General features: G+C 37.0%; 19 protein-coding genes. All 19 read right to left on the reverse strand.

Features of this window, described 5'->3' with window-relative positions:
• Positions 1-100: 100 nt before the first annotated feature.
• The 19 genes from LRP81_RS00530 to LRP81_RS00620 all read right to left on the reverse strand — a co-directional run bounded on the left by LRP81_RS00530 (position 101) and on the right by LRP81_RS00620 (position 19,322).
• Complete coding sequence (locus LRP81_RS00530; RefSeq protein ID WP_230499281.1) at positions 101-1,219, reverse strand: Nif3-like dinuclear metal center hexameric protein; 1,119 nt, start codon at positions 1,217-1,219, stop codon at positions 101-103.
• Positions 1,206-1,925 carry a tRNA (adenine(22)-N(1))-methyltransferase gene (locus LRP81_RS00535; RefSeq protein WP_230499282.1) on the reverse strand — a complete coding sequence of 240 codons (720 nt, stop codon included), beginning with the start codon at positions 1,923-1,925 and terminating at the stop codon, positions 1,206-1,208. The genes LRP81_RS00530 and LRP81_RS00535 overlap by 14 nt, the downstream gene beginning before the upstream one ends.
• 293 nt (positions 1,926-2,218) lie before the next feature.
• On the reverse strand, positions 2,219-2,599 hold the full coding sequence (gene cccA / locus LRP81_RS00540) for a cytochrome c550 (RefSeq protein WP_230499283.1): 381 nt from the start codon (positions 2,597-2,599) through the stop codon (positions 2,219-2,221).
• A gap of 228 nt (positions 2,600-2,827) precedes the next feature.
• Complete coding sequence (locus LRP81_RS00545) at positions 2,828-3,967, reverse strand: acyl-CoA dehydrogenase family protein (RefSeq protein WP_230499284.1); 1,140 nt, start codon at positions 3,965-3,967, stop codon at positions 2,828-2,830.
• A 147-nt stretch (positions 3,968-4,114) separates the two neighbouring features.
• A complete protein-coding gene (locus tag LRP81_RS00550; protein WP_230499285.1) occupies positions 4,115-4,636 on the reverse strand; it encodes a hypothetical protein in 522 nt (173 codons plus the stop codon).
• A 123-nt stretch (positions 4,637-4,759) separates the two neighbouring features.
• Positions 4,760-5,884: an RNA polymerase sigma factor RpoD gene (gene rpoD / locus LRP81_RS00555; protein ID WP_230499286.1), complete on the reverse strand. Its 1,125-nt coding sequence runs from the start codon at positions 5,882-5,884 to the stop codon at positions 4,760-4,762.
• A 45-nt stretch (positions 5,885-5,929) separates the two neighbouring features.
• Positions 5,930-7,744: a DNA primase gene (gene dnaG, locus LRP81_RS00560; protein WP_230499287.1), complete on the reverse strand. Its 1,815-nt coding sequence runs from the start codon at positions 7,742-7,744 to the stop codon at positions 5,930-5,932.
• 30 nt (positions 7,745-7,774) lie between these two features.
• Positions 7,775-8,245, reverse strand: a complete 471-nt coding sequence (locus LRP81_RS00565; RefSeq protein WP_230499288.1) for a YaiI/YqxD family protein — start codon at positions 8,243-8,245, stop codon at positions 7,775-7,777.
• A 258-nt stretch (positions 8,246-8,503) separates the two neighbouring features.
• Complete coding sequence (locus tag LRP81_RS00570; RefSeq protein WP_230499289.1) at positions 8,504-9,313, reverse strand: pyruvate, water dikinase regulatory protein; 810 nt, start codon at positions 9,311-9,313, stop codon at positions 8,504-8,506.
• A gap of 14 nt (positions 9,314-9,327) precedes the next feature.
• On the reverse strand, positions 9,328-9,957 hold the full coding sequence (locus LRP81_RS00575; protein ID WP_230499563.1) for a helix-turn-helix transcriptional regulator: 630 nt from the start codon (positions 9,955-9,957) through the stop codon (positions 9,328-9,330).
• Between the two features lie 257 nt (positions 9,958-10,214).
• Entirely contained in the window at positions 10,215-12,296 is a 2,082-nt protein-coding gene (glyS, locus tag LRP81_RS00580; protein WP_230499290.1) for a glycine--tRNA ligase subunit beta, read from the reverse strand.
• Positions 12,289-13,176 carry a glycine--tRNA ligase subunit alpha gene (gene glyQ / locus LRP81_RS00585; protein ID WP_230499291.1) on the reverse strand — a complete coding sequence of 296 codons (888 nt, stop codon included), beginning with the start codon at positions 13,174-13,176 and terminating at the stop codon, positions 12,289-12,291. The genes glyS and glyQ overlap by 8 nt, the downstream gene beginning before the upstream one ends.
• A 301-nt stretch (positions 13,177-13,477) precedes the next feature.
• Entirely contained in the window at positions 13,478-14,248 is a 771-nt protein-coding gene (gene recO / locus LRP81_RS00590) for a DNA repair protein RecO (RefSeq protein WP_230499292.1), read from the reverse strand.
• 108 nt (positions 14,249-14,356) lie between these two features.
• Positions 14,357-14,497, reverse strand: a complete 141-nt coding sequence (locus LRP81_RS00595; protein ID WP_230499293.1) for a YqzL family protein — start codon at positions 14,495-14,497, stop codon at positions 14,357-14,359.
• 150 nt (positions 14,498-14,647) lie between these two features.
• On the reverse strand, positions 14,648-15,565 hold the full coding sequence (era, locus tag LRP81_RS00600; protein ID WP_263458215.1) for a GTPase Era: 918 nt from the start codon (positions 15,563-15,565) through the stop codon (positions 14,648-14,650).
• Positions 15,558-15,956, reverse strand: a complete 399-nt coding sequence (locus tag LRP81_RS00605) for a cytidine deaminase (RefSeq protein WP_230499294.1) — start codon at positions 15,954-15,956, stop codon at positions 15,558-15,560. The genes era and LRP81_RS00605 overlap by 8 nt, the downstream gene beginning before the upstream one ends.
• Positions 15,957-16,265: 309 nt before the next feature.
• Positions 16,266-16,661 (reverse strand): diacylglycerol kinase family protein, encoded by a 396-nt coding sequence (locus LRP81_RS00610; protein WP_230499295.1) that lies wholly within the window; start codon positions 16,659-16,661, stop codon positions 16,266-16,268.
• Positions 16,636-17,094: an rRNA maturation RNase YbeY gene (ybeY, locus tag LRP81_RS00615; protein ID WP_399206846.1), complete on the reverse strand. Its 459-nt coding sequence runs from the start codon at positions 17,092-17,094 to the stop codon at positions 16,636-16,638. Before ybeY ends, LRP81_RS00610 begins: the two co-directional genes overlap by 26 nt.
• A gap of 11 nt (positions 17,095-17,105) precedes the next feature.
• Positions 17,106-19,322 (reverse strand): HD family phosphohydrolase, encoded by a 2,217-nt coding sequence (locus LRP81_RS00620; RefSeq protein ID WP_399206731.1) that lies wholly within the window; start codon positions 19,320-19,322, stop codon positions 17,106-17,108.
• Between the last annotated feature and the right edge of the window lie 111 nt (positions 19,323-19,433).

The following is a 19,433-nucleotide window of genomic DNA, read 5'->3' on the forward strand; positions in this document are numbered from 1 at the left end:
GATATTTCCTTTCTTGACGAATTAGTTAATGACCTCGAGGGGATGCGGCATTGAAAACAAAAAGTAAGCAGCCATTTGTTGGCCGCTTCTTTTTGTTTTACTACATAAATGTAAAAGGATCTGTATTTGTTTTAGACACTATTACATCAAGCTGCCACTTCTTCCGTTCTGCAGTAGCTTGCAATTTATCTGCCACACCTTGCTTCATAATTTTTTCTGCGTAATGCCCTGGATCTACTACATTGAGTCCAAGTGCCATTGCATCATGGGCAGTATGGAAATATAGATCTCCTGTCACATAGACATCTGCTCCTGAATACTTGGCAGCATGAATATATTTGTTTCCATCTCCACCAAGAACAGCAACTTTTTTGATACTACTATTAACATCTCCTACTACACGTACATTTCGAACATCCAAGCATACTTTTGTATACTCTGCGAATTCTGCCAATGTCATGGATTTTGCTAGCTTTCCTACCCGACCGAGACCAAGTTTTTCTCCTTCGTTTTGCAACATGAATATATCATATGCTATCTCTTCATATGGATGAGTTTTGATCAGGGCGTTTAATACTTTTTTCTCCAACGAAACGGGATAGATAGTTTCCACTTTCACTTCTGCAACCTTTTCAAGCTGCCCTTTTTCCCCGATAAATGGATCGGTACCTTCTAGCGGAAGAAAACGACCTGCTCCTTTGATAGTGAAGGTACAATGGCTATAGTGTCCAATATGACCTGCTCCTGCGTTACCAAGTGCATTTCTGACCTCATCTTCGTGACTCTCAGGTACAAATACACTTAATTTCCGAAGTCCTTCTTCATAGGTAGGAACTAACACTTCTGTATCATTAAGCTTTAAAGCATCTGCTAACAAATCGTTAACGCCTTCATTCGTAACATCTAGATTCGTATGTGCTACATAAACCGCAATATCATTTTTGATACATTTTGTAACGATTTTTCCAGCAGGACTTGAATCTGTTACAGTAGCCAATGCTTTAAAAATCGGAGGATGGTGAGCAATTATTAAGTCAATTTTATTATCAATTGCCTCATCCACAACATGTTCCAAAACATCTAATGTCACCATTACTTTTTTAATAGCCTTATTTAATGTGCCTATTTGTAAACCTATTTTATCTCCTTCGACTGCGTACTTCTTGGGAGAGAATTGTTCAAACCATTGAATTACTTCATAGCCATTAACTGTTTTCAATCTTCAATACCTCCTCCACCAATCGTATATTTTCATTTAGTTCCTTCATTTTCTTTTCATTCGCTTCTGATTTTGCAGCAGTCTCAAGTTGTTCTACGATTCTTTTCCAGTGGGCAAGTTCATGAGACCATTTCTTAAGGAATATCTCATTTCTTTCCTTTGCTAAAAATGGACCAACCAATAAGTAAGCAGATTTATTATCTTTATAAGGCTGTGTTTCTTCCCCACGCTTGGCAACCAAAATCTCGTAAATTCTTCCGTCTTCCTGAAGTATGGTCTCTGCTACAAGCTCCCATTTATTTTGAAGTAACCATAACCGAATTTTTTTTGCACCAATGTTTGGTTGAAGAATAAGCGTTTGAACACCTTCTAATTTTTCTTTGCCTTTTTCAAGGATGGATTGAATCAATGTCCCTCCCATACCAGCAATGGTAAGGCAAGTTACTTCATTAGGAAAAATAACATCTAAGCCGTCTCCCTTTCTAACTTCAATAACATGTTCTAATTCTGTTTTTCTTACTTGTTGAAGGGCAGATTGGTAAGGGCCTTCTACTACTTCCCCAGCGATACCGCTTTTTATTATCCCTTGTAAATATGCATAACATGGCAAGTAGGCATGATCTGATCCGATATCAGCAAGTATACTTTCCTTAGGAATGTGTGCAGCTACTGCTTCTAATCTTTTTGAAAGCTTTAGTTCATTCATTTATAAATTCCTCACTGCTTATGTATTTGTATTTATTACAAAAAGTTTTAGCACCCCTCTCAGTCCTGAAAAGCATAACATTAGGTTTTACCTTCATGATGAATTGTTTAGGAACTTGAGGGGCTTCCATTATTCTTTCATATTTAGTAAAAAAAACCCTTCACAAATGCAAAGGATTTTTTTATTTTATAGCACTGTTAAACTTGGAAGTTGATTTTCATCAAGACTTGCAAGGGTTAGACCGTCCACTTTAACATAGCCTATATAGTAAAACGTTTTCTTAATGAACTAAATTATTCTTCGCCTTCTTCGCCTTCTTCACTTTGAGCTCCATTAGCAAGCCACTCAGCAAGAATTTCTGCTTCTTTAGGTGTCGCTTGGTTAGCTGGCATTGAACCTTGTCCATTAATAATGATGTCTTTAATTTCCTCTTCGGAAAGTTTCTCACCAACATCCGTTAATGCCGGCGCAGCACCTGCTCCTTCTAAGTTTCCACCATGACAGCCGATACAAGAGCCTTGCTGATAAATTTCTTCTGCAGATAAATCTACTACTTCATCTTCGCCGGACGCAATTTTTTCCGCTTGATTAAGTCCAACGAAAGATAATAAGAACATGAGTCCTAAACCTAGTACTGCAATGAATGCAAAAGGAATAAGTGGGTTACGATTCATGCTATTCAAACCTCCTTATGTACATGTACGTGAGTCAATTCTTATACAAGCACTCTCTATTTTACTTTATATTTTACTATAGGAAAAGACTAAAATGCTAACTTCTCTCTGAAATTCACAGTTTAGACAAAAACCTTCATCTTTTCGGATGAAGGTTTTCTTGAAACTTAATAGTTATTATACCTCAATCAAAGAAAAGGCATGTGTCATGGCAAAATATTTTTGTAATTATATTCCTAAAGAGCGGGCAATCACCATTCTTTGCACTTCTGATGTCCCTTCTCCTATTTCTAATAGCTTTCCGTCACGCATAAAACGCTCTACATGATATTCTTTCATGTAGCCATAACCACCGTGGAGTTGAACGGCTTGGTCTGCAATTTCCATACAAACCTCTGATGCATATAGTTTGCACATAGATGCTTCTTTTGAAAAAGGTCTACCTTGATCTTTTAACCAAGCGGCTTTATATACCATCGTTCTTGCCAGTTCAAGTTTCATGGCCATATCAGCCAACTTAAATTGATTAATTTGAAAACTGGATAAGGAACGTCCAAATTGTTTTCTCTCTTGAGAGTAAGCGAGCGCTCGCTCAAAAGCGGCTTGTGCAATACCAACCGCCATAGCACCTATACCGATACGCCCACCATCTAGAGTAATTAAAAACTGTCTGAAGCCCTCTCCGCGCTTACCCAGTAAATTCTCTTGTGGTACTCGGACATCTTCTAAAACCAGTTCGGTTGTATTGGAAGCATTTAGTCCCATTTTTTCGTAGTTATCTATAACCTCAAAACCTTTTGCATCAGTCGGAACAATAATTGCAGAAATTTCTTTTTCATTCCCTTGCTTATCTGTTATGGCTGTCAAGGCAAGATGTTTGGAGTATGTTGCATTTGTAATAAAACATTTATTCCCATTAATGATGTAGTCGCTTCCATCTTCTATTGCGGTAGTTTGGGTTCCACCGGCATCTGATCCGGCATTTGGTTCCGTTAACCCAAATGCACCTAACGATTCACCTCTACAGATTGGCACTAAATACTTCTGCTTCTGTTCTTCTGTACCAAAAAGGTTAAGTGGGGCTCCACCTAGAGAGACATGTGCAGAATAAGTTATCCCAGTGGATCCACATGCTCGGCTCAATTCTTCGACCACTATGGCAAAGCTTACAGTATCTGCTCCTGCCCCTTCATATTCTTCTGGAAATGGGAGACCCATCATTCCTAAATCTGATAATTGTTTGAAAATCTCAATCGGAAACTTTTTATCACGATCACGTTGTAGTGCACCAGGTGCCACCACTTCATCAGAAAACTCTTTAATTGTTTTCTTAATCATCGCTTGTTCTGACGTCAAATCAAAATTCAAAACTATTCCCCCCTTGTTGTTTAGAAAACAAAAGCCAGAGCTAATCATTTTCTTCCATCTAACACCTATTGAATACGCTTTCATTTGTATTATAATGGATTCAAGGGAATTTTCACAACTTTTTAAAATTATAAAATTATTTAAAAACTACATTACGATAACTTTCACCACTAACAAAACCATCGTTAATATTGCTGCAATATTTAGGTAGTACCATTTCTTCAAGTAGCCTATCAAAAACCATATTAAAGCTTGGATTGTTATGAATATAAAGGTTCCTGGCATTTGAATCTCCATAATATCCAATACTTTTATCGTTAGGATAAGAATTAAAATCGCTTTTATCGTTACTGTAATGTGCTGAAGTAATTGTTCTTCCCGAAAAACAAAAAAACCAATAATAGAAAGGAAAACAAAAAAAGTTACTAGGAGCATTTGCAAATCAACTTGCATTTCAGTAAAATAAATGACAAGAAATGTTATTGGTACCAACAAACACAATAGTATCGCATATACTTGTTTAAATATTTTTCTTTTTACTAAACGAATGGGTTCTTCGCCCTCTGTATATAGTGCCATCAAATAATTACAGTATTGCTCCGGTAATAGGCGACTTTTTTTCCAATATTCTATTTCCTGGATAATGGTTTCTTTCCTTTGTCTATTCACATCTTACACTCCTAATGCAGGTGTATCAGCAGATAACTGAAAATTTAAAAATTACTGAATTGCAAAAAAAGAGAAATAGTCTACTCTTTTATAAAAAGCAAACTATTTCCATAACGCATTTTTCTATTCAAGGAAATCTTTTAGACGCTTGCTGCGGCTAGGGTGTCTTAATTTACGAAGCGCCTTGGCTTCAATTTGACGGATACGTTCTCTCGTAACACCGAACACTTTACCGACTTCTTCTAAAGTTCTTGTACGACCATCATCTAAGCCAAAACGGAGTCTTAATACGTTTTCTTCACGATCAGTTAGCGTATCTAAAACATCTTCCAATTGTTCTTTTAAGAGTTCGTATGCTGCATGATCTGAAGGTGATGTAGCATCCTGGTCTTCAATGAAATCACCTAGGTGAGAATCATCCTCTTCCCCAATCGGTGTTTCAAGTGAAACAGGCTCCTGAGCAATCTTTAGAATTTCACGTACTTTATCTGGGGTAAGGTCCATGTCTTCTGCGATTTCTTCAGGTGATGGTTCACGTCCTAAATCTTGCAAGAGTTGACGTTGAACACGAATTAATTTATTTATCGTTTCTACCATATGAACTGGAATACGGATCGTTCTTGCTTGGTCAGCAATTGCACGTGTTATAGCTTGTCGAATCCACCATGTGGCATATGTAGAAAATTTGAAGCCCTTTCGGTAATCAAATTTTTCTACTGCTTTGATAAGCCCCATATTACCTTCTTGAATTAAGTCAAGAAAGAGCATCCCACGACCGACATATCGTTTTGCAATACTAACTACTAAACGAAGGTTTGCCTCTGCAAGGCGTCTTTTTGCTTCTTCATCGCCTTCTTCAATTCGGTTTGCCAAATTGATTTCCTCTTCGGCGGAAAGAAGGTCTACTCGCCCAATTTCTTTCAAGTACATTCTAACTGGGTCATTGATTTTCACCCCAGGAGGTACTGTAAGGTCATTAAGATCAAACTCTTCTTCTTTTGCAAGTTGTTGGGTATTTGGATCATCATCAGTTTCTGTTTCACTGATAATCTCTACCCCTTGCTCTCCAAGGTATTCGTAGTATTCATCCATTTGATCTGATTCTATCTCAAATCCAGCCATCTTCTCGGCAATTTCTTCATAGGTTAGGACACCACGTTTTTTACCTATCTCTGTTAACTGTTCTTTTACTTGGTCGATGGTTAATTCTGTTTCCATCTCTTTTGATTGCGCTGATTTTTCAGGCATCAAATGTCCCCTCCTTCCAACATTGAACGCGATAAAGAGGTATATTTATTGTTTTAACTCTTTTTTCATTTGGATAATTTCCATCGCGATTTTTGCAGCACCTAGAAAATCACTTTGTGCTTCTGCTTGTTTCTTTTCTTGTTCTTTATCTTTTATTGTTAACAACTTTGGATAATTAAACACCTGTTTCATATAATCATGCAGGACTGCCTCACTTATTTCTTCCTCAAGGTGCAACATTCCCAGTTCAGAAATGACCCTCTTTAAATCCGGCTCTGGGATGCGTTCCATGAAAATACTGACATTAGGCTCATATCCTTCTTCATAAAAAGCATAAAGATAGGTAGCTATGGCACGATGCTCTTCTAAAATAAAGGACCCTTGAATGGAATCTTGAACTTTTTCAGATACACTTTTGTTTTTCAACATATGTGCCACTAAGTATCTTTCAGCATTTAAGTAGGCGGGTTTTAGTGCCTGGGTGAATACTTTTGGCCTATTAGCTATATTTATTCTATTTTGTTCAGTATAATCCTTTTTTTGCTTAAGAGATTTATAAACTTGGAATTGCTGTTCCTTTAAAGCATCCAGTGAAATGGAAAACTCATCTGATAATTGACGTAGATAGTGATCACGCTCAACCGCCTTGTTAAGCATGCTGATTTCTTTTAACACATCTTCTACATACCGGATTCTTTCTCCTTCATCCTTCATGTTTCTACCTCTACGCAGAAACAATAGCTTGAATGACATAAACGTTAAACTTGCCCCTATTACATCCTGCTTAAAGGAATCAGGTCCTTTGCTGCGGATATAGTCATCAGGGTCCATTTTATCAGGAAGCATAGCAATTCTTACATAACAACCTTGCTGGATAAGAAGTGATGCCGCCTTGTATGCCGCTTCCACACCAGCATTGTCTCCATCATAACAGATGGTGACATTTTCGACGTGTCTTCGGATTATTCTTGCATGATCCTCTGTAAGAGAAGTCCCCATTGTAGCGATAGAGTTTGGAAATCCTGCCCCGTCTGCAGCAATAACATCAGCAAATCCCTCGAAGAGAATGACACGTTCTAATTTTCTAAAATGAGGGCGTGCCTGGTGAAAATTATAAAGTATCTTGCTTTTATTAAATATGGTGGTTTCTGGAGAATTTAAGTATTTCGGTTCTCCTTCACATAATACTCTCCCGGAAAAAGCTATGACATTCCCTTTGTGGTCATGAATCGGAAACATAATTCTATTTCTGAATCTATCATAGTACTCCGCAGTATGTTCCTTTTCAATTAATAAGCCTGCCTTTTCGAGAAGCTGTGAGCTGTATCCTCTTTTACTAAGGAATTTCAATGCAAAATCCCAACTATTAAGAGAATAACCAACTCCAAACCTCTTTAATACTTCATCGGTAAAGCCTCTCCCGGTGATATAGTCATACGCTTCTTGCCCTTCTTTTGTATTTAACAATAAATGATGGTAAAATTTATGAAGTAAAGCATGGGCGTCCATCATCCATTTTGTATCACTTGGCTTTTTGGCTTGTTCTAAGTTAGAAGTATCAGGTACATCCACTTCCACATTGGCGGACTTTGCAAGCTTTTGTGCAGCCTCTACAAAGCTTATACCTTCTATCTCCATCACAAAATTAAAAGCATTTCCTCCTGCACCACAACCAAAACAATGATAGATTTGTTTATCAGGAGAAACTGAAAAAGAGGGGGTACTTTCTCCGTGAAAAGGACAAAGTCCGAAATAATTACGGCCTTGTTTCTTTAATTGCACATATTCACTTATAACATCAACTATGTCGTTAGACTGTCTGATTTGATCAATGGTTTGTTCAGGAATTCGATAATTCATAACAACACTCCGTGACTATTAATTCTCTCTCTATTCGAGAATTCCTGCAATTTTCGACAAAGTTTTTTTAAGTGTATGGACAAATCTTTCCCTGTCTGTATTTGTAAAAGCTTTTGGACCTTTTGAATGGTTCCCTTTTCTTCGTTCTTTTGCGGAAAGAAATCTCATATGAAGGCTCGTTTCCATTTCACTCTCTTCATACTGTTTTCCACGTGGAGAGAGAACATAAACGTTTCGTGACACAAGCATACTTGCAAGACCAATATCTTGGGTAACTACGATATCTAGTCTTTTCGCATGATTTAGAATATACATATCTGCTGACTCTTTTTCATCATCAACATATGTCCAGTGTCCTTCCGTTTTATTGGTCATGACGTGGGAATAGGAAGCAATGTAATACACATCCAATTTATATGTATGACTTATTCTGCTAATTTCTTCTTTTACAGGACAAGCATCAGCGTCCACCCATATTGTAGGTTTACGATTATTTTGCATGTTAAATGGTTTCTACATCCCTTCCCAAAAACCTTCTTTTTTCGATATCTTTTTTGCAGTTGTCGAACGAAACTTTAGATGTGTCCTTGACATATTGTTAGTTTTAGTTTATTCGATAATCCACCACTCTAAACCTAATGGATTAATTTTTTTATCACAATTTTTTATTATAATATAAACTTATGTATTTTACTACTAATTTAACTAGTGATATTTAGACCGTCTAGACCATAAAAAAGAGCACTTGTAGAAGCGCTCTTATTTTAGGCGGCTATTGTAAATATTAGCAATAAGATTGGCTGTTTCTTCTACAGCTTTATTGGTAACATCAATAACCTCACATCCTATTTTATTTACGACAGAATCAAAAAATGTTAATTCTTCCTTTATTCTTTCTAGATTCGCATAAGCTGCTTTGTCATTTAACCCTAAAGCCTTTAAGCGTTCCTTCCGGATATCGTTTAATTTTTCTGGACTTATTTTTAAACCGAAGCATTTTTGAGGGTTAACCTTATAAAGTTCTTCCGGTGGGTCAACCTCGGGAACGATTGGGACGTTTGCTACTTTCAGGCGTTTATGGGCCAAATACTGTGATAGTGGGGTTTTAGAAGTTCTTGATACACCTACTAAAACTATGTCTGCTTTGATAATACCTCTTGGATCTCGCCCATCATCATATTTTACGGCAAATTCCACTGCCTCAATCTTTTTAAAGTAGTCATCATCTAACTTACGCACAAGGCCAGGCTGATACTTAGGTGTAACTCCATATTCTTGTTCCATTAAGTCAACAAGCGGTCCAATGATATCGTAAACTGGTACTCCTTCATTTTTAGCTATTTCAATGAGATGATTTCTCATTTCAGGAACGACAAGCGTAAATGCAACAAGTGCTTTATTTAACTTAGCAATTGAAATCACTTCTGTTATCGTCGCGATATCTTCCACATATGGAATTCTTTTCAAATGAAAGTTTGCCCCATTAAATTGGCTAATAGCTGCCTTTACTGTAAGCTCTGCTGTTTCCCCAACAGAATCTGATACAATGTATACCGTTCTCTTCTCCATAGTTCTCCTCCAATCTAAATGATTTCATCATGTGCCAAGGCGACAAGTACTTTTGTAATGTTGGTTTTTGTGATTCTACCAATTACTTCATAGCCTTTATCCGTCTGCTTAACGACTGGAAGAGCATCAATTTGTTTCTCGATCAATTTTTTCGCGACATCAATAATCAGGTCCTCTTTGAAACAATAGGTCACGTTGGGCATTCTTGTCATAATAATATTTACAGGTATAGAAGTTAACTCCTGTTTTCCGATACTTGTACGCAGAAGATCCTTTCTTGAGAGTACACCGACAATAATAGAGAACTTATCTACTACAAATAGGGTTCCCACATCTTCAAGGAACATTGTACAAATGGCGTCATACACCGATACACTTTCATGCACAACAACCGGAATGGACTGATGATCAGTCACTTGAATTTTATTTATCTTTTCAGACAACAATTGCGATCCAGTTTTGCCAGTATAGAAATATCCCACACGTGGTCTTGCATCCAAATAGCCTGCCATAGTTAATATTGCAAGATCCGGTCGAAGGGTCGCCCTTGTCAAACTTAACTGTTCTGCAATGGCTTCACCGGTCACAGGGCCTTGCTCTTTCACAATTTGCAGGATTGTTTCTTGTCTTTTATTCAGTTCGATTGTCGTTCACCGCCTTATATAAAAAAGTTTGCAAGTTCAACTTATGTAGAAATAACATTATTTATTGCTATCATTTATGACATACTATTTAGTTAAAAATATATACTAATTATACTTTTAAACAGAAAAAATGAAAAGAGGCTGACCTCTTTTAGTTGATACTAGCCAGCCTATTTCTGTTGAACTATTTTATCACAAGGGGTGAACTTTGTCTTAATCAAAGCTTCTTTAGATATTATTACTTGAAAAATATACACTTACTTTACAAGAATCCCATTTACATTTCCGAAAATGGAAATTAAATCTGCCAATTCTACCATGAGAGCTAATCGGTTCGAGCGGATCTTTTCGTCATCTACCATCACCATCGTATTATCAAAGAATTCATCGATTACCATTTTTAAGGAAGCTAGCTCTTCATAAACCAAGGCAAATTGTTGTGAATTAGCAGCTCTAGTTATTTGCTCCCTTTTTTCTTTAATTTGGTTATATAAGTTTTGTTCTTCTATTTGTTGTAATAGGCTTTCTTGAACTAGTTCGGAGGAAGTTGCTTTCTTTGCGATGTTGCAAACTCTGCTAAATGATTCCATCGTTTCTTTAAAGCTTGCATCATCCTTTTTTATGTTTAATGTTTCTGCTTTTCTTACAGTAGCACAAACATTATCTAAAGGAAGGTCAAGAAGGGCATCTACAATATCATAACGGATTCCACGGTCTGATAAATTGTGTTTTACTCTTAATTTAAAGAACGCTAATAACTCTGCAAGAATATTCTCTTTAGCATTTTTTGCGATTCCGTCACTAATATATCTGTCAACCAGTGAAGAAACAGTAGTTTCAATTGAAACCGCCCATTCTTTATTGATTAATGTCTGGATAATACCCGATGCTTGTCTTCTTAATGCGTAAGGATCCTGTGATCCTGTCGGTGTTACTCCAATTGCAAAAAAGCTGACAATGGTATCCATTTTTTCTGCAATACTAAGCACTGCACCGATGTCACTTGAAGCAGTTTGGTCTTCTGCAGAGCGTGGCATGTAGTGTTCATTGATCGCTTGAGCAACTTCAGGACTTTCTCCTTTTTCAATGGCATATTTTTCTCCCATGATTCCTTGCAATTCTGGAAATTCATATACCATATGTGAAACTAGATCGAATTTATAAATAGATGCTGCACGACTTAAGTGAATAATCGCTTCTTCATCCATGTCTAACAGTTTTGCAAGTGATAATGCGATGGATTGTACACGTCTAACTTTGTCTCCTGTTGTCCCGATTTCTTCATGGAATACGATTTTATCCAACTTTTTTACAGCCTCATCAATAACTAGTTTTTTATCCTCTTTTGAAAAGAAGGCTGCATCTGATAATCTTGCTCGTAATACTTTTTCATTTCCTCTTGCAACAATGTCCAAATTCTCATGATTTCCATTACGGACTGTTACGAAATAAGGAAGAAGTTTACCGTCTTTACTTTTTACCGGAAAATAACGCTGATGTTCCTTCATAGAAGTAATAAGGACTTCCTCCGGCAACGATAGGAACTCAGACTCAAACGTACCAAATAGTGCAGTTGGATACTCGACAAGGTTATTCACTTCCTCTAACAAGTCTTCATCAACTGGAATATTCCATCCGTTTTCTTCACTAAGACGGGAAAGCTGTTGTCTAATCGCTTCTTTTCTTTCAACCGGGTCAACAATTACATAATTAGCCAACAGATTGGTTGAATAGCTCGCTGCACCTGCTAGTTCCATTTCTCCACCAAGGAAACGATGTCCAAAGGTTTTTCGTCCGGCTACTACCTTTGCAATCTCAACTGGTATTATTTCGGTTCCAAATAATGCAATTAACCATTTTATCGGACGCACATATCGTAGTTCTTCGTCTGCCCAGCGCATGTTTTTTGGAAAGTGGAGACTTGTTGCCACCGTTGAAATGGAAGAGAGAAGTTCTTTCGTTTCTTTACCTTTTACATGTTTCTGAACGTGGACATATTCCACTCCATTTATTTCTTTAAAGTAGATATCCTCCACACTAAGGCCTTGACCTCTCGTAAAACCTTGGGCTGCTTTAGACCATTCTCCGTTCTCTGCAAGAGCTACTTTTTTTGCTGGACCTTTAGCTTCTAAAGTAACATCCTCTTGCTTTTCTACCAGACCTTCTACAAGGACCGTTAATCTTCTCGGAGTAGAATACACACGAATTGAATCATAAGGTAATTGGTTATTTGCTAGCCATGCAGCCACTTTCTCATGAAGTTGATTCATGGAGTCGGTTACAAATCTTGCAGGCATCTCTTCCAGACCAATTTCAAACAAAAAATCCCGTTTACTCATGTAGATTCTCCTCCTTTTTTAAAATAGGAAAGCCTAATTTTTCTCTTTCGTCATAGAAAGTTCTGGCAACTTTTCTTGCTAAATTACGAACACGGCCGATATATCCTGTTCTTTCCGTTACAGAAATGGCACCTCTTGCATCTAATTGATTAAATGTATGGGAGCACTTTAAAACATAATCATAGGCTGGATGGACAAGTCCATGATCCATTTGTCGATGCGCCTCTTTTTCATAAATATCAAACAAAGAAAACAGCATATTAGCATCGGATGTCTCAAATGTATATTTAGAATGTTCATATTCCGGTTGTAAGAAGATATCTCTATACTTAAATCCTTCTGTCCACTCCAGATCAAACACATTCTCTTTATCTTGGATATATGAAGCCAAGCGCTCAATACCATACGTAATTTCTACTGAAACTGGCTTACATTCAATACCACCAACTTGTTGGAAATAAGTAAATTGAGTAATTTCCATTCCATCTAACCAAACCTCCCAACCTAGACCTGCAGCACCTAATGTCGGAGCTTCCCAATTGTCTTCCACAAAGCGAATGTCATGTTTAAGTGGGTCAATGCCCAACTTTTCAAGAGATTCTAAATAAAGCTCTTGAATATTGTCAGGTGAAGGTTTCATAATGACTTGAAATTGATGATGCTGGTAAAGACGATTTGGGTTTTCTCCGTAACGCCCATCGACAGGTCTTCTTGAAGGTTCCACATAGGCAACGTTCCAAGGTTCTGGTCCAATACTTCTTAAGAAAGTATACGGACTCATCGTACCTGCTCCTTTTTCGACGTCATAAGCTTGCATTAAGATACAGCCTTGTTCTGACCAATGCTTTTGTAAGGTTAATATCATGTTTTGGATATTCATTGTGACACCATCCTTTGAAGAATCTGTTGGCAAAAGAAAAAGGAAAACCTCTTGTCTCTACGCCAACGCAATTGTTAGCATAGGGACGAGAGGTTCTCCCGCGGTTCCACCCTACTTGTAGAAAGAAAATATCCTTCTACCACTTTATCCGTATTGCTCCAGAACGCCTTCTTTATCGCCCGTATTCCCCGGCTCGCACTATCCCAGGTTCGCTTTAATCAGGTTGGATAAGTACTACTTTCCTTCAAAGCAATCATAATGAACGTAATTGGATAATAAATGATTTCCATAATAAAGTCAATCACGTACGGTCATTTTGTTCAAAATTCGCCTTCAAAGCCCCCATTTGCTTCAAAAAACGTTTTGATTTTAACATAATACCAGAATATGCTTCATAATATTCATCGATGACAAATCTGATTTCTTTTCGAGTTTCCTCTTTCAATGTAATATTGCCCATTCTGTCTAAATCATAATAATATAAAGCTCTTAAAATTTTTAAAGTTGCAGGGCTAATTTTAATTAAATGAGAATCTTTATGAAAACATCGATTACAGAGAAAACCACCTTCTTTGATTGAAAAGGCAAAGTTCCCTTCTTTAGCACCACAAGATGCACAACCATTCAATTGAGGCGTGATACCAATCCTATCACACATTTTCAATTCGTAAATAAAGGTCAAAATTTCCGGGTCATATCCATCGTCCATAAAATGCAGTACTTGATATAACAGCTTGTACAAGGCTTGGTTCCTTATTCCTTCCTCAGTTACCTTATCCATTAATTCTACTATGTATGAGGCATAGGCTGTTAAAAAAATATCCTCTCTAATAGATCTCATGGAGTCCATGATCTCGCCTTGTTGGAGACTTCCTAAACCAGTACCTCTTTGAAATACAAAAGTCGCATGTGAAAACAGTTGTGAAACAGCAGTAAAGCGACTGCTTGGCTTGTTTGCCCCTCTTGCCATCACACCAACTTTACCAAGTTCTTCTGAGAAGATAGTTAATATTTTGTTATTTTCTCCGTAGGCATTTGTACGGATTACAATTCCTTCACATTTATGCAACAAGTTGGACACCATCCGTCATTAATATATTATTTATTGTAATGTCATGCATAATAAAAGGCAATCTACAGTTAATTATGCAGATTGCCTTATGGCATCAGTCAATAAATATTATGAAATTGGTAAGTCGCGATTAGCTAGCTCCTCTGATTGTTCGGGCAAATCAACATTATCTTTTTCAAGCTCTTTAAAAAGCAGATAAGTATCAATATTACCTGTTTCCTTAAATATTTTCCAGGTAAAATCCAACATTGCAAATCCCACCCTTTCTGTAATAAAGACCAGCATACTTGTTCCAATTCCTATATGACTATGATGACCTTAGGAGGGTCAAAACATGTTAGATAAATATTGTAAATTTATTGCAAGGGCAAATACTTCGATTACGCTCGTCTTTTTAGATTAATATTCATCCTCTTTAAAGCCGAAATCCCTAAGTTGTGATTGTTTATTACGCCAATCTTTCTGTACCTTTACCCAAAGTTCCAAGAATACTTTTGAACCTAATAATGCTTCAATATCAGTTCTGGCTTTTTGTCCCACTTCTTTTAGCACTTTTCCTTGTTTTCCAATAACGATCCCTTTTTGTGAATCTCTCTCCACAACGATAGTCGCTTGAATATCGACAATATCTTTATTTTCCCGTTTCTTTATCGAATCAATGGCCACTGCTATGGAGTGTGGAACTTCTTCTCTTGTTAGATGAAGTACTTTCTCACGAATGAGCTCAGCAATGATAAAGCGTTCCGGGTGATCGGTTACTTGGTCTGCTGGATAATATTGCGGACCAACAGGAAGAAATTTCTTTATTTGCTCCAATAGAATTTCTACATTGTTCCCTTGCAGAGCAGAAATCGGAATAATCTCCTTGAATGGAAACAAGCCTTTATATGTCTCCATTAGTGGTAGTAGGTCATCAGGGTGAATTTCATCAATTTTGTTGATTACCAAGTAAACAGGTGTAGATGTTTCCTTAAGCTTCTCAATAATAAATTCGTCACCTTTACCTAAACCTTCTTTTGCATTAATCATAAATAAGATAAGGTCTACCTCTTTTAACGTGTTTTGTGCAACCTTCATCATAAAGTCGCCTAATTTATGCTTCGGCTTATGGATACCTGGTGTATCAATAAATACAATTTGTGCATCATCTTGTGTAAATACACCTTGAATTTTATTTCTAGTAGTTTGTGGTTTGTCACTCATTATGGCAATTTTTTGACCAATCACTCGATTTAAAAATGTCGATTTACCTACATTCGGTCTGCCAATTATAGAAACAAAGCCTGATTTATATTCCGTATTAGTTATATTATGCATTTAAGTCCTCCGGTGAAAAGGCTCCAGGCAGTAGTTCCGCAACAGTTAGCTCTTGTACATCACCATGAAGGTTTGTCAGGATCACTTTCATTTCAGGTGCACATAACTCTGAAATAACTTGTCGGCATGCCCCACATGGTGGAACAGGTCTTTTCGTATCAGCTACAACAGCAATTGCTTCAAATTGCGTTGCTCCTTCTGAATACGCTTTAAATAAAGCGGTTCTTTCCGCACAGTTACACATGCTATAAGCAGCGTTTTCAATATTGCATCCGCGATAGACCTTTCCGTCTTTACCTAACAAGGCAGCCCCAACTTGGAATTTTGAGTAGGGTACATAAGCTAATTCTCGTGCTGCTTTTGCTTCTTTGATTAATTCCTTGATGTTCACAGTTGCTTCTTCCTTTCTTCTGTAAGCTTCAGGTGCGCGTTATATATATTTTACCTTATTTCCATTTATAAATCACGTTAAAATTAAGTAACAATATAAAAAATTTTAAATTTTCAATTTATTTAACAGATTTAATATTTCCTTGGTATTTTTAATGTTACTTTTCGTCAATTTAAGCCCTTTAATAGCAAAATAACGGATTTTGAGTTAAGTTCTGTACACTCGATCAAACCTAGACGAAAATAAGGAAAATGCGACATTACGATTCATTTTTGTAATATGCTAAAACGACTTCTGTAATATTTGTGACTAAAGCATTTCTATAATATAAGGGCTAAATAAGATTACACCAATTATTACAGAGATACAAGCAAAAACTAAAGCCGCGGAAGCCGCTACATCTTTCGCTACTTTAGCAAGCGGATGGTAATCTTCTGTTACAAGATCCACCACATTCTCAATTGCTGTGTTGATAATTTCGATAACAATCATTATCGCAATGACCAAAAAAACAATGGCCCATTCAATGGTTGATAGTTGAAAGTAAATCGAGATTAAAATAACTACGGAAGCAATTATTAAATGTATTTTAATGTTTCTCTCTGTTTTAAGTACAAGTAAGAATCCTTCCAGTGCATAATGGAAACTTTTGGCGAATGAACCCCTAAATCCCTTCCCTTTATGTTCTTTTGAGTCCATAAGCATTCAATATTTCCTTTTGTTTATCGAACATTTCTTTTTCATCTTTTTCATTTTCATGATCATAGCCTAGCAAATGTAGCAGACCGTGAAGCGCCAAAAAGCCTAGCTCTCGTTTTAGGGAATGTCCATAATCTTTCGCCTGCTCTTCTGCTTTTGGAACTGAAATAACAATATCTCCGAGTATTCGAGGGGCATCATCTTGATAATGTATTTCCATTTCACCTTCTCCCAACTCTTCCATAGCAAAGGAAATTACATCTGTTGGACGATCCTTATCACGGTATTCGCGATTTATTTCCTGGATACGTTCATTATCCACAAAGGTCACCGACAATTCTGCTCCAGTTTCCACCCCTTCTTTTTTTGCCGCAAATGTTAAGAGACTATTGATCTCATTTAATTGCTCCTCATTTAATGCTGAGGTTTCATCATACATGTCTAATTCGATCAAGATTCTTCATCTCCCTTCGGATATTCAATTCTGGAATGAAAAATTCCTTGCAATGTTTCACAAAATGATTTTCCGATATCTTCAAGCTCACTAAATGTTAACGAACATTCACTATATTGCCCATCTTGAAGTCTGTCCTTAATTATAGCTTTAACAATATTTTCAATTTTATCTGGCGTAGGATTGTCTAACGATCGTACGGCTGCTTCAATGCTATCGGCAGTACCGACAATCGCAGCTTCTTTTGTCGAAGCCTTCGGTCCAGGATAACGATAGTCATCTTCTGAAACAGTATCATTTTTTTCTTTCGCTTTATGATAAAAATACTTTAATAAAGTATTCCCATGATGTTGTGCTGCAATATCGACTATTTCTTTCGGCATATTATGATCTTTCAATATTTGAGCACCATCCGTAGCATGAGCAATAATAATATTTTTACTAGTTTGTGGCGGTAGCTTGTCATGTGGATTAACTTGCCCCATTTGGTTTTCTATAAAATAACTTGGCCTTTTCGTTTTTCCGATATCATGATAATAGGATGCAACCCGTGCTAACAAACCGTTTGCCCCAACTGCTTCACAAGCAGATTCAGATAGATTGGCCACCATAACACTGTGGTGGTATGTCCCAGGAGTTTCCATCAATATTTTACGTAGCAGAGGATGATTCGGGTTGGACAATTCCAAGAGCTTCATCGTTGATAGCATACCAAAACCTACTTCTAAAAATGGCAGAATACCTATTGTTAATACTGCAGACACTATTCCAGATCCTACAGCCATTGTCCCATTTATGCCTAGCTCTAATAGCTCGGTCATTCCTGTCAAGTCCTTGTTGGTTAAAAGAACCATAGCAATAACTGTTACCACATTGATGAAAGAAACAAATAATCCCGTTTGGAGAATGGTGAGCCTTCTGTTATGTTGATTCAAGAAAAGCACTGATGCTACTGCCGAGATGATTAAATAAGAGCCAACGGTATAGTTCATAGCTCCAGGTACTAAGTTGAAAATAAAGCTGCCGCAAAAACCTAAAATAATACTTGATATAATCGCTATGCGATCATTTATCAGCATTTTAATAAGCATGGCTCCCATTGCAACTGGTGCGATATAACCTATTTCAGTTGAATTTAATGTCTGAAAAAAGCTAAATATTTTCATAAGGACCAAGGTAATAGAAAAAATCAATAGATACATTGTCAAATACGTATTCTTACTATGGATGGTTGTGTCAATATTCCTAAACAGATATATCAAAGAAGATAGCATCAAAACAATCATTACTAACAAGCCAACAAAAGGAGTAATACTACGGGATTGGTCTCCAAATCCTGCCGCATTTAAAAGTCTATATGTCTCGCGATCAATGTATTGGCCAGCCTTCACTATGGTATCACCTTGTGAAATACGCACTGACTCCACTGCATCAATCGCTTCTTGTTTCTTCTCCTGTGTCAATGCTGAATCGAAAATAACATTGTTTATTACAGCAAGACTAGATAAATTGATAATAACTCCTGGTATATTCCCTGATTGAGTCAATTCTGTTCTAACACTGTTTCTTGCTTCAGCAAGGTGTTCAGGAGTCTGAATATCACGTGACATAGCATTTATTATTGCCGTCGCCGATGCTTCTTTATATTGATTCAAATCCGAGGAAGGTAGGCCAAACAAGAATAACAAATTTCCATCATCTAATTCTTCTTCCCATTGGGATGGAATTTGACCCTCAAGATTCTTTTTCAATAGCTCTAAATTTTCCTCATCTGAGAGTTCGGGTGGTGGAGGTGGTTCTTGATTATCAGATGATTCCTCTTCCTCATCTGTAGTAGGAGGGGTGTTTTCAGCCGATTTTCTAGCAAGTTCTGAAGACTCACTTTGTGTCGCGCGAAGCTCTCCAAAGAAACTTTCAATCCTTGCAACCTGCTGGTATGCCTTATCTTTATCCCTATTATATTGATTTGGCACACTATCTTCTGCTTCTCTCCTTAATAGTTCTGTTGCTTCCCTATCTTCAAAGCTGTGAGGGGCTACAATCGTCTTTTCAGCTTGTGAAAAAAGCTGTACATTAATTTCTTCCGGCTTCACATTGCTAAACATTAATCCGAACATAATAAGCCCTAAAAGAAAATAAATGATTATATGGTAAAACTTGAAGTTTTTTAGATGCTGAAAAGAAAAATTCCATCTCTTTACTTTCTTTTTCACTATCCCTCTTCTCCCTCCAAAACGACATATCCATAATAAGAAAAGCGCAAGTGCCTTTGCAAGTCCGTGACAAACATAAATTGGGTCTCCGAGAAGGTTGGGTTTCACCTT

The sequence above is a fragment of the Sutcliffiella rhizosphaerae genome (assembly GCF_917563925.1).
Taxonomy (GTDB): Bacteria; Bacillota; Bacilli; order Bacillales; family Bacillaceae_I; genus Sutcliffiella_A; species Sutcliffiella_A rhizosphaerae.

Coding starts and splice junctions, on each gene's coding strand:
- LRP81_RS00535 (WP_230499282.1), bottom strand. CDS start 1,925: ATGAATGAACTAAAGCTTTCAAAAAGATTAGAAGCAGTAGCTGCACAC.
- cccA (WP_230499283.1), bottom strand. CDS start 2,599: ATGAATCGTAACCCACTTATTCCTTTTGCATTCATTGCAGTACTAGGT.
- rpoD (WP_230499286.1), bottom strand. CDS start 5,884: ATGCCTGAAAAATCAGCGCAATCAAAAGAGATGGAAACAGAATTAACC.
- dnaG (WP_230499287.1), bottom strand. CDS start 7,744: ATGAATTATCGAATTCCTGAACAAACCATTGATCAAATCAGACAGTCT.
- LRP81_RS00565 (WP_230499288.1), bottom strand. CDS start 8,245: ATGCAAAATAATCGTAAACCTACAATATGGGTGGACGCTGATGCTTGT.
- LRP81_RS00570 (WP_230499289.1), bottom strand. CDS start 9,313: ATGGAGAAGAGAACGGTATACATTGTATCAGATTCTGTTGGGGAAACA.
- glyS (WP_230499290.1), bottom strand. CDS start 12,296: ATGAGTAAACGGGATTTTTTGTTTGAAATTGGTCTGGAAGAGATGCCT.
- glyQ (WP_230499291.1), bottom strand. CDS start 13,176: ATGAATATCCAAAACATGATATTAACCTTACAAAAGCATTGGTCAGAA.
- LRP81_RS00595 (WP_230499293.1), bottom strand. CDS start 14,497: ATGTTGGATTTTACCTGGAAAATATTTAAGGAAACAGGTAATATTGAT.
- era (WP_263458215.1), bottom strand. CDS start 15,565: ATGCATAATATAACTAATACGGAATATAAATCAGGCTTTGTTTCTATA.
- LRP81_RS00610 (WP_230499295.1), bottom strand. CDS start 16,661: ATGCTTATGGACTCAAAAGAACATAAAGGGAAGGGATTTAGGGGTTCA.
- ybeY (WP_399206846.1), bottom strand. CDS start 17,094: ATGTATGATGAAACCTCAGCATTAAATGAGGAGCAATTAAATGAGATC.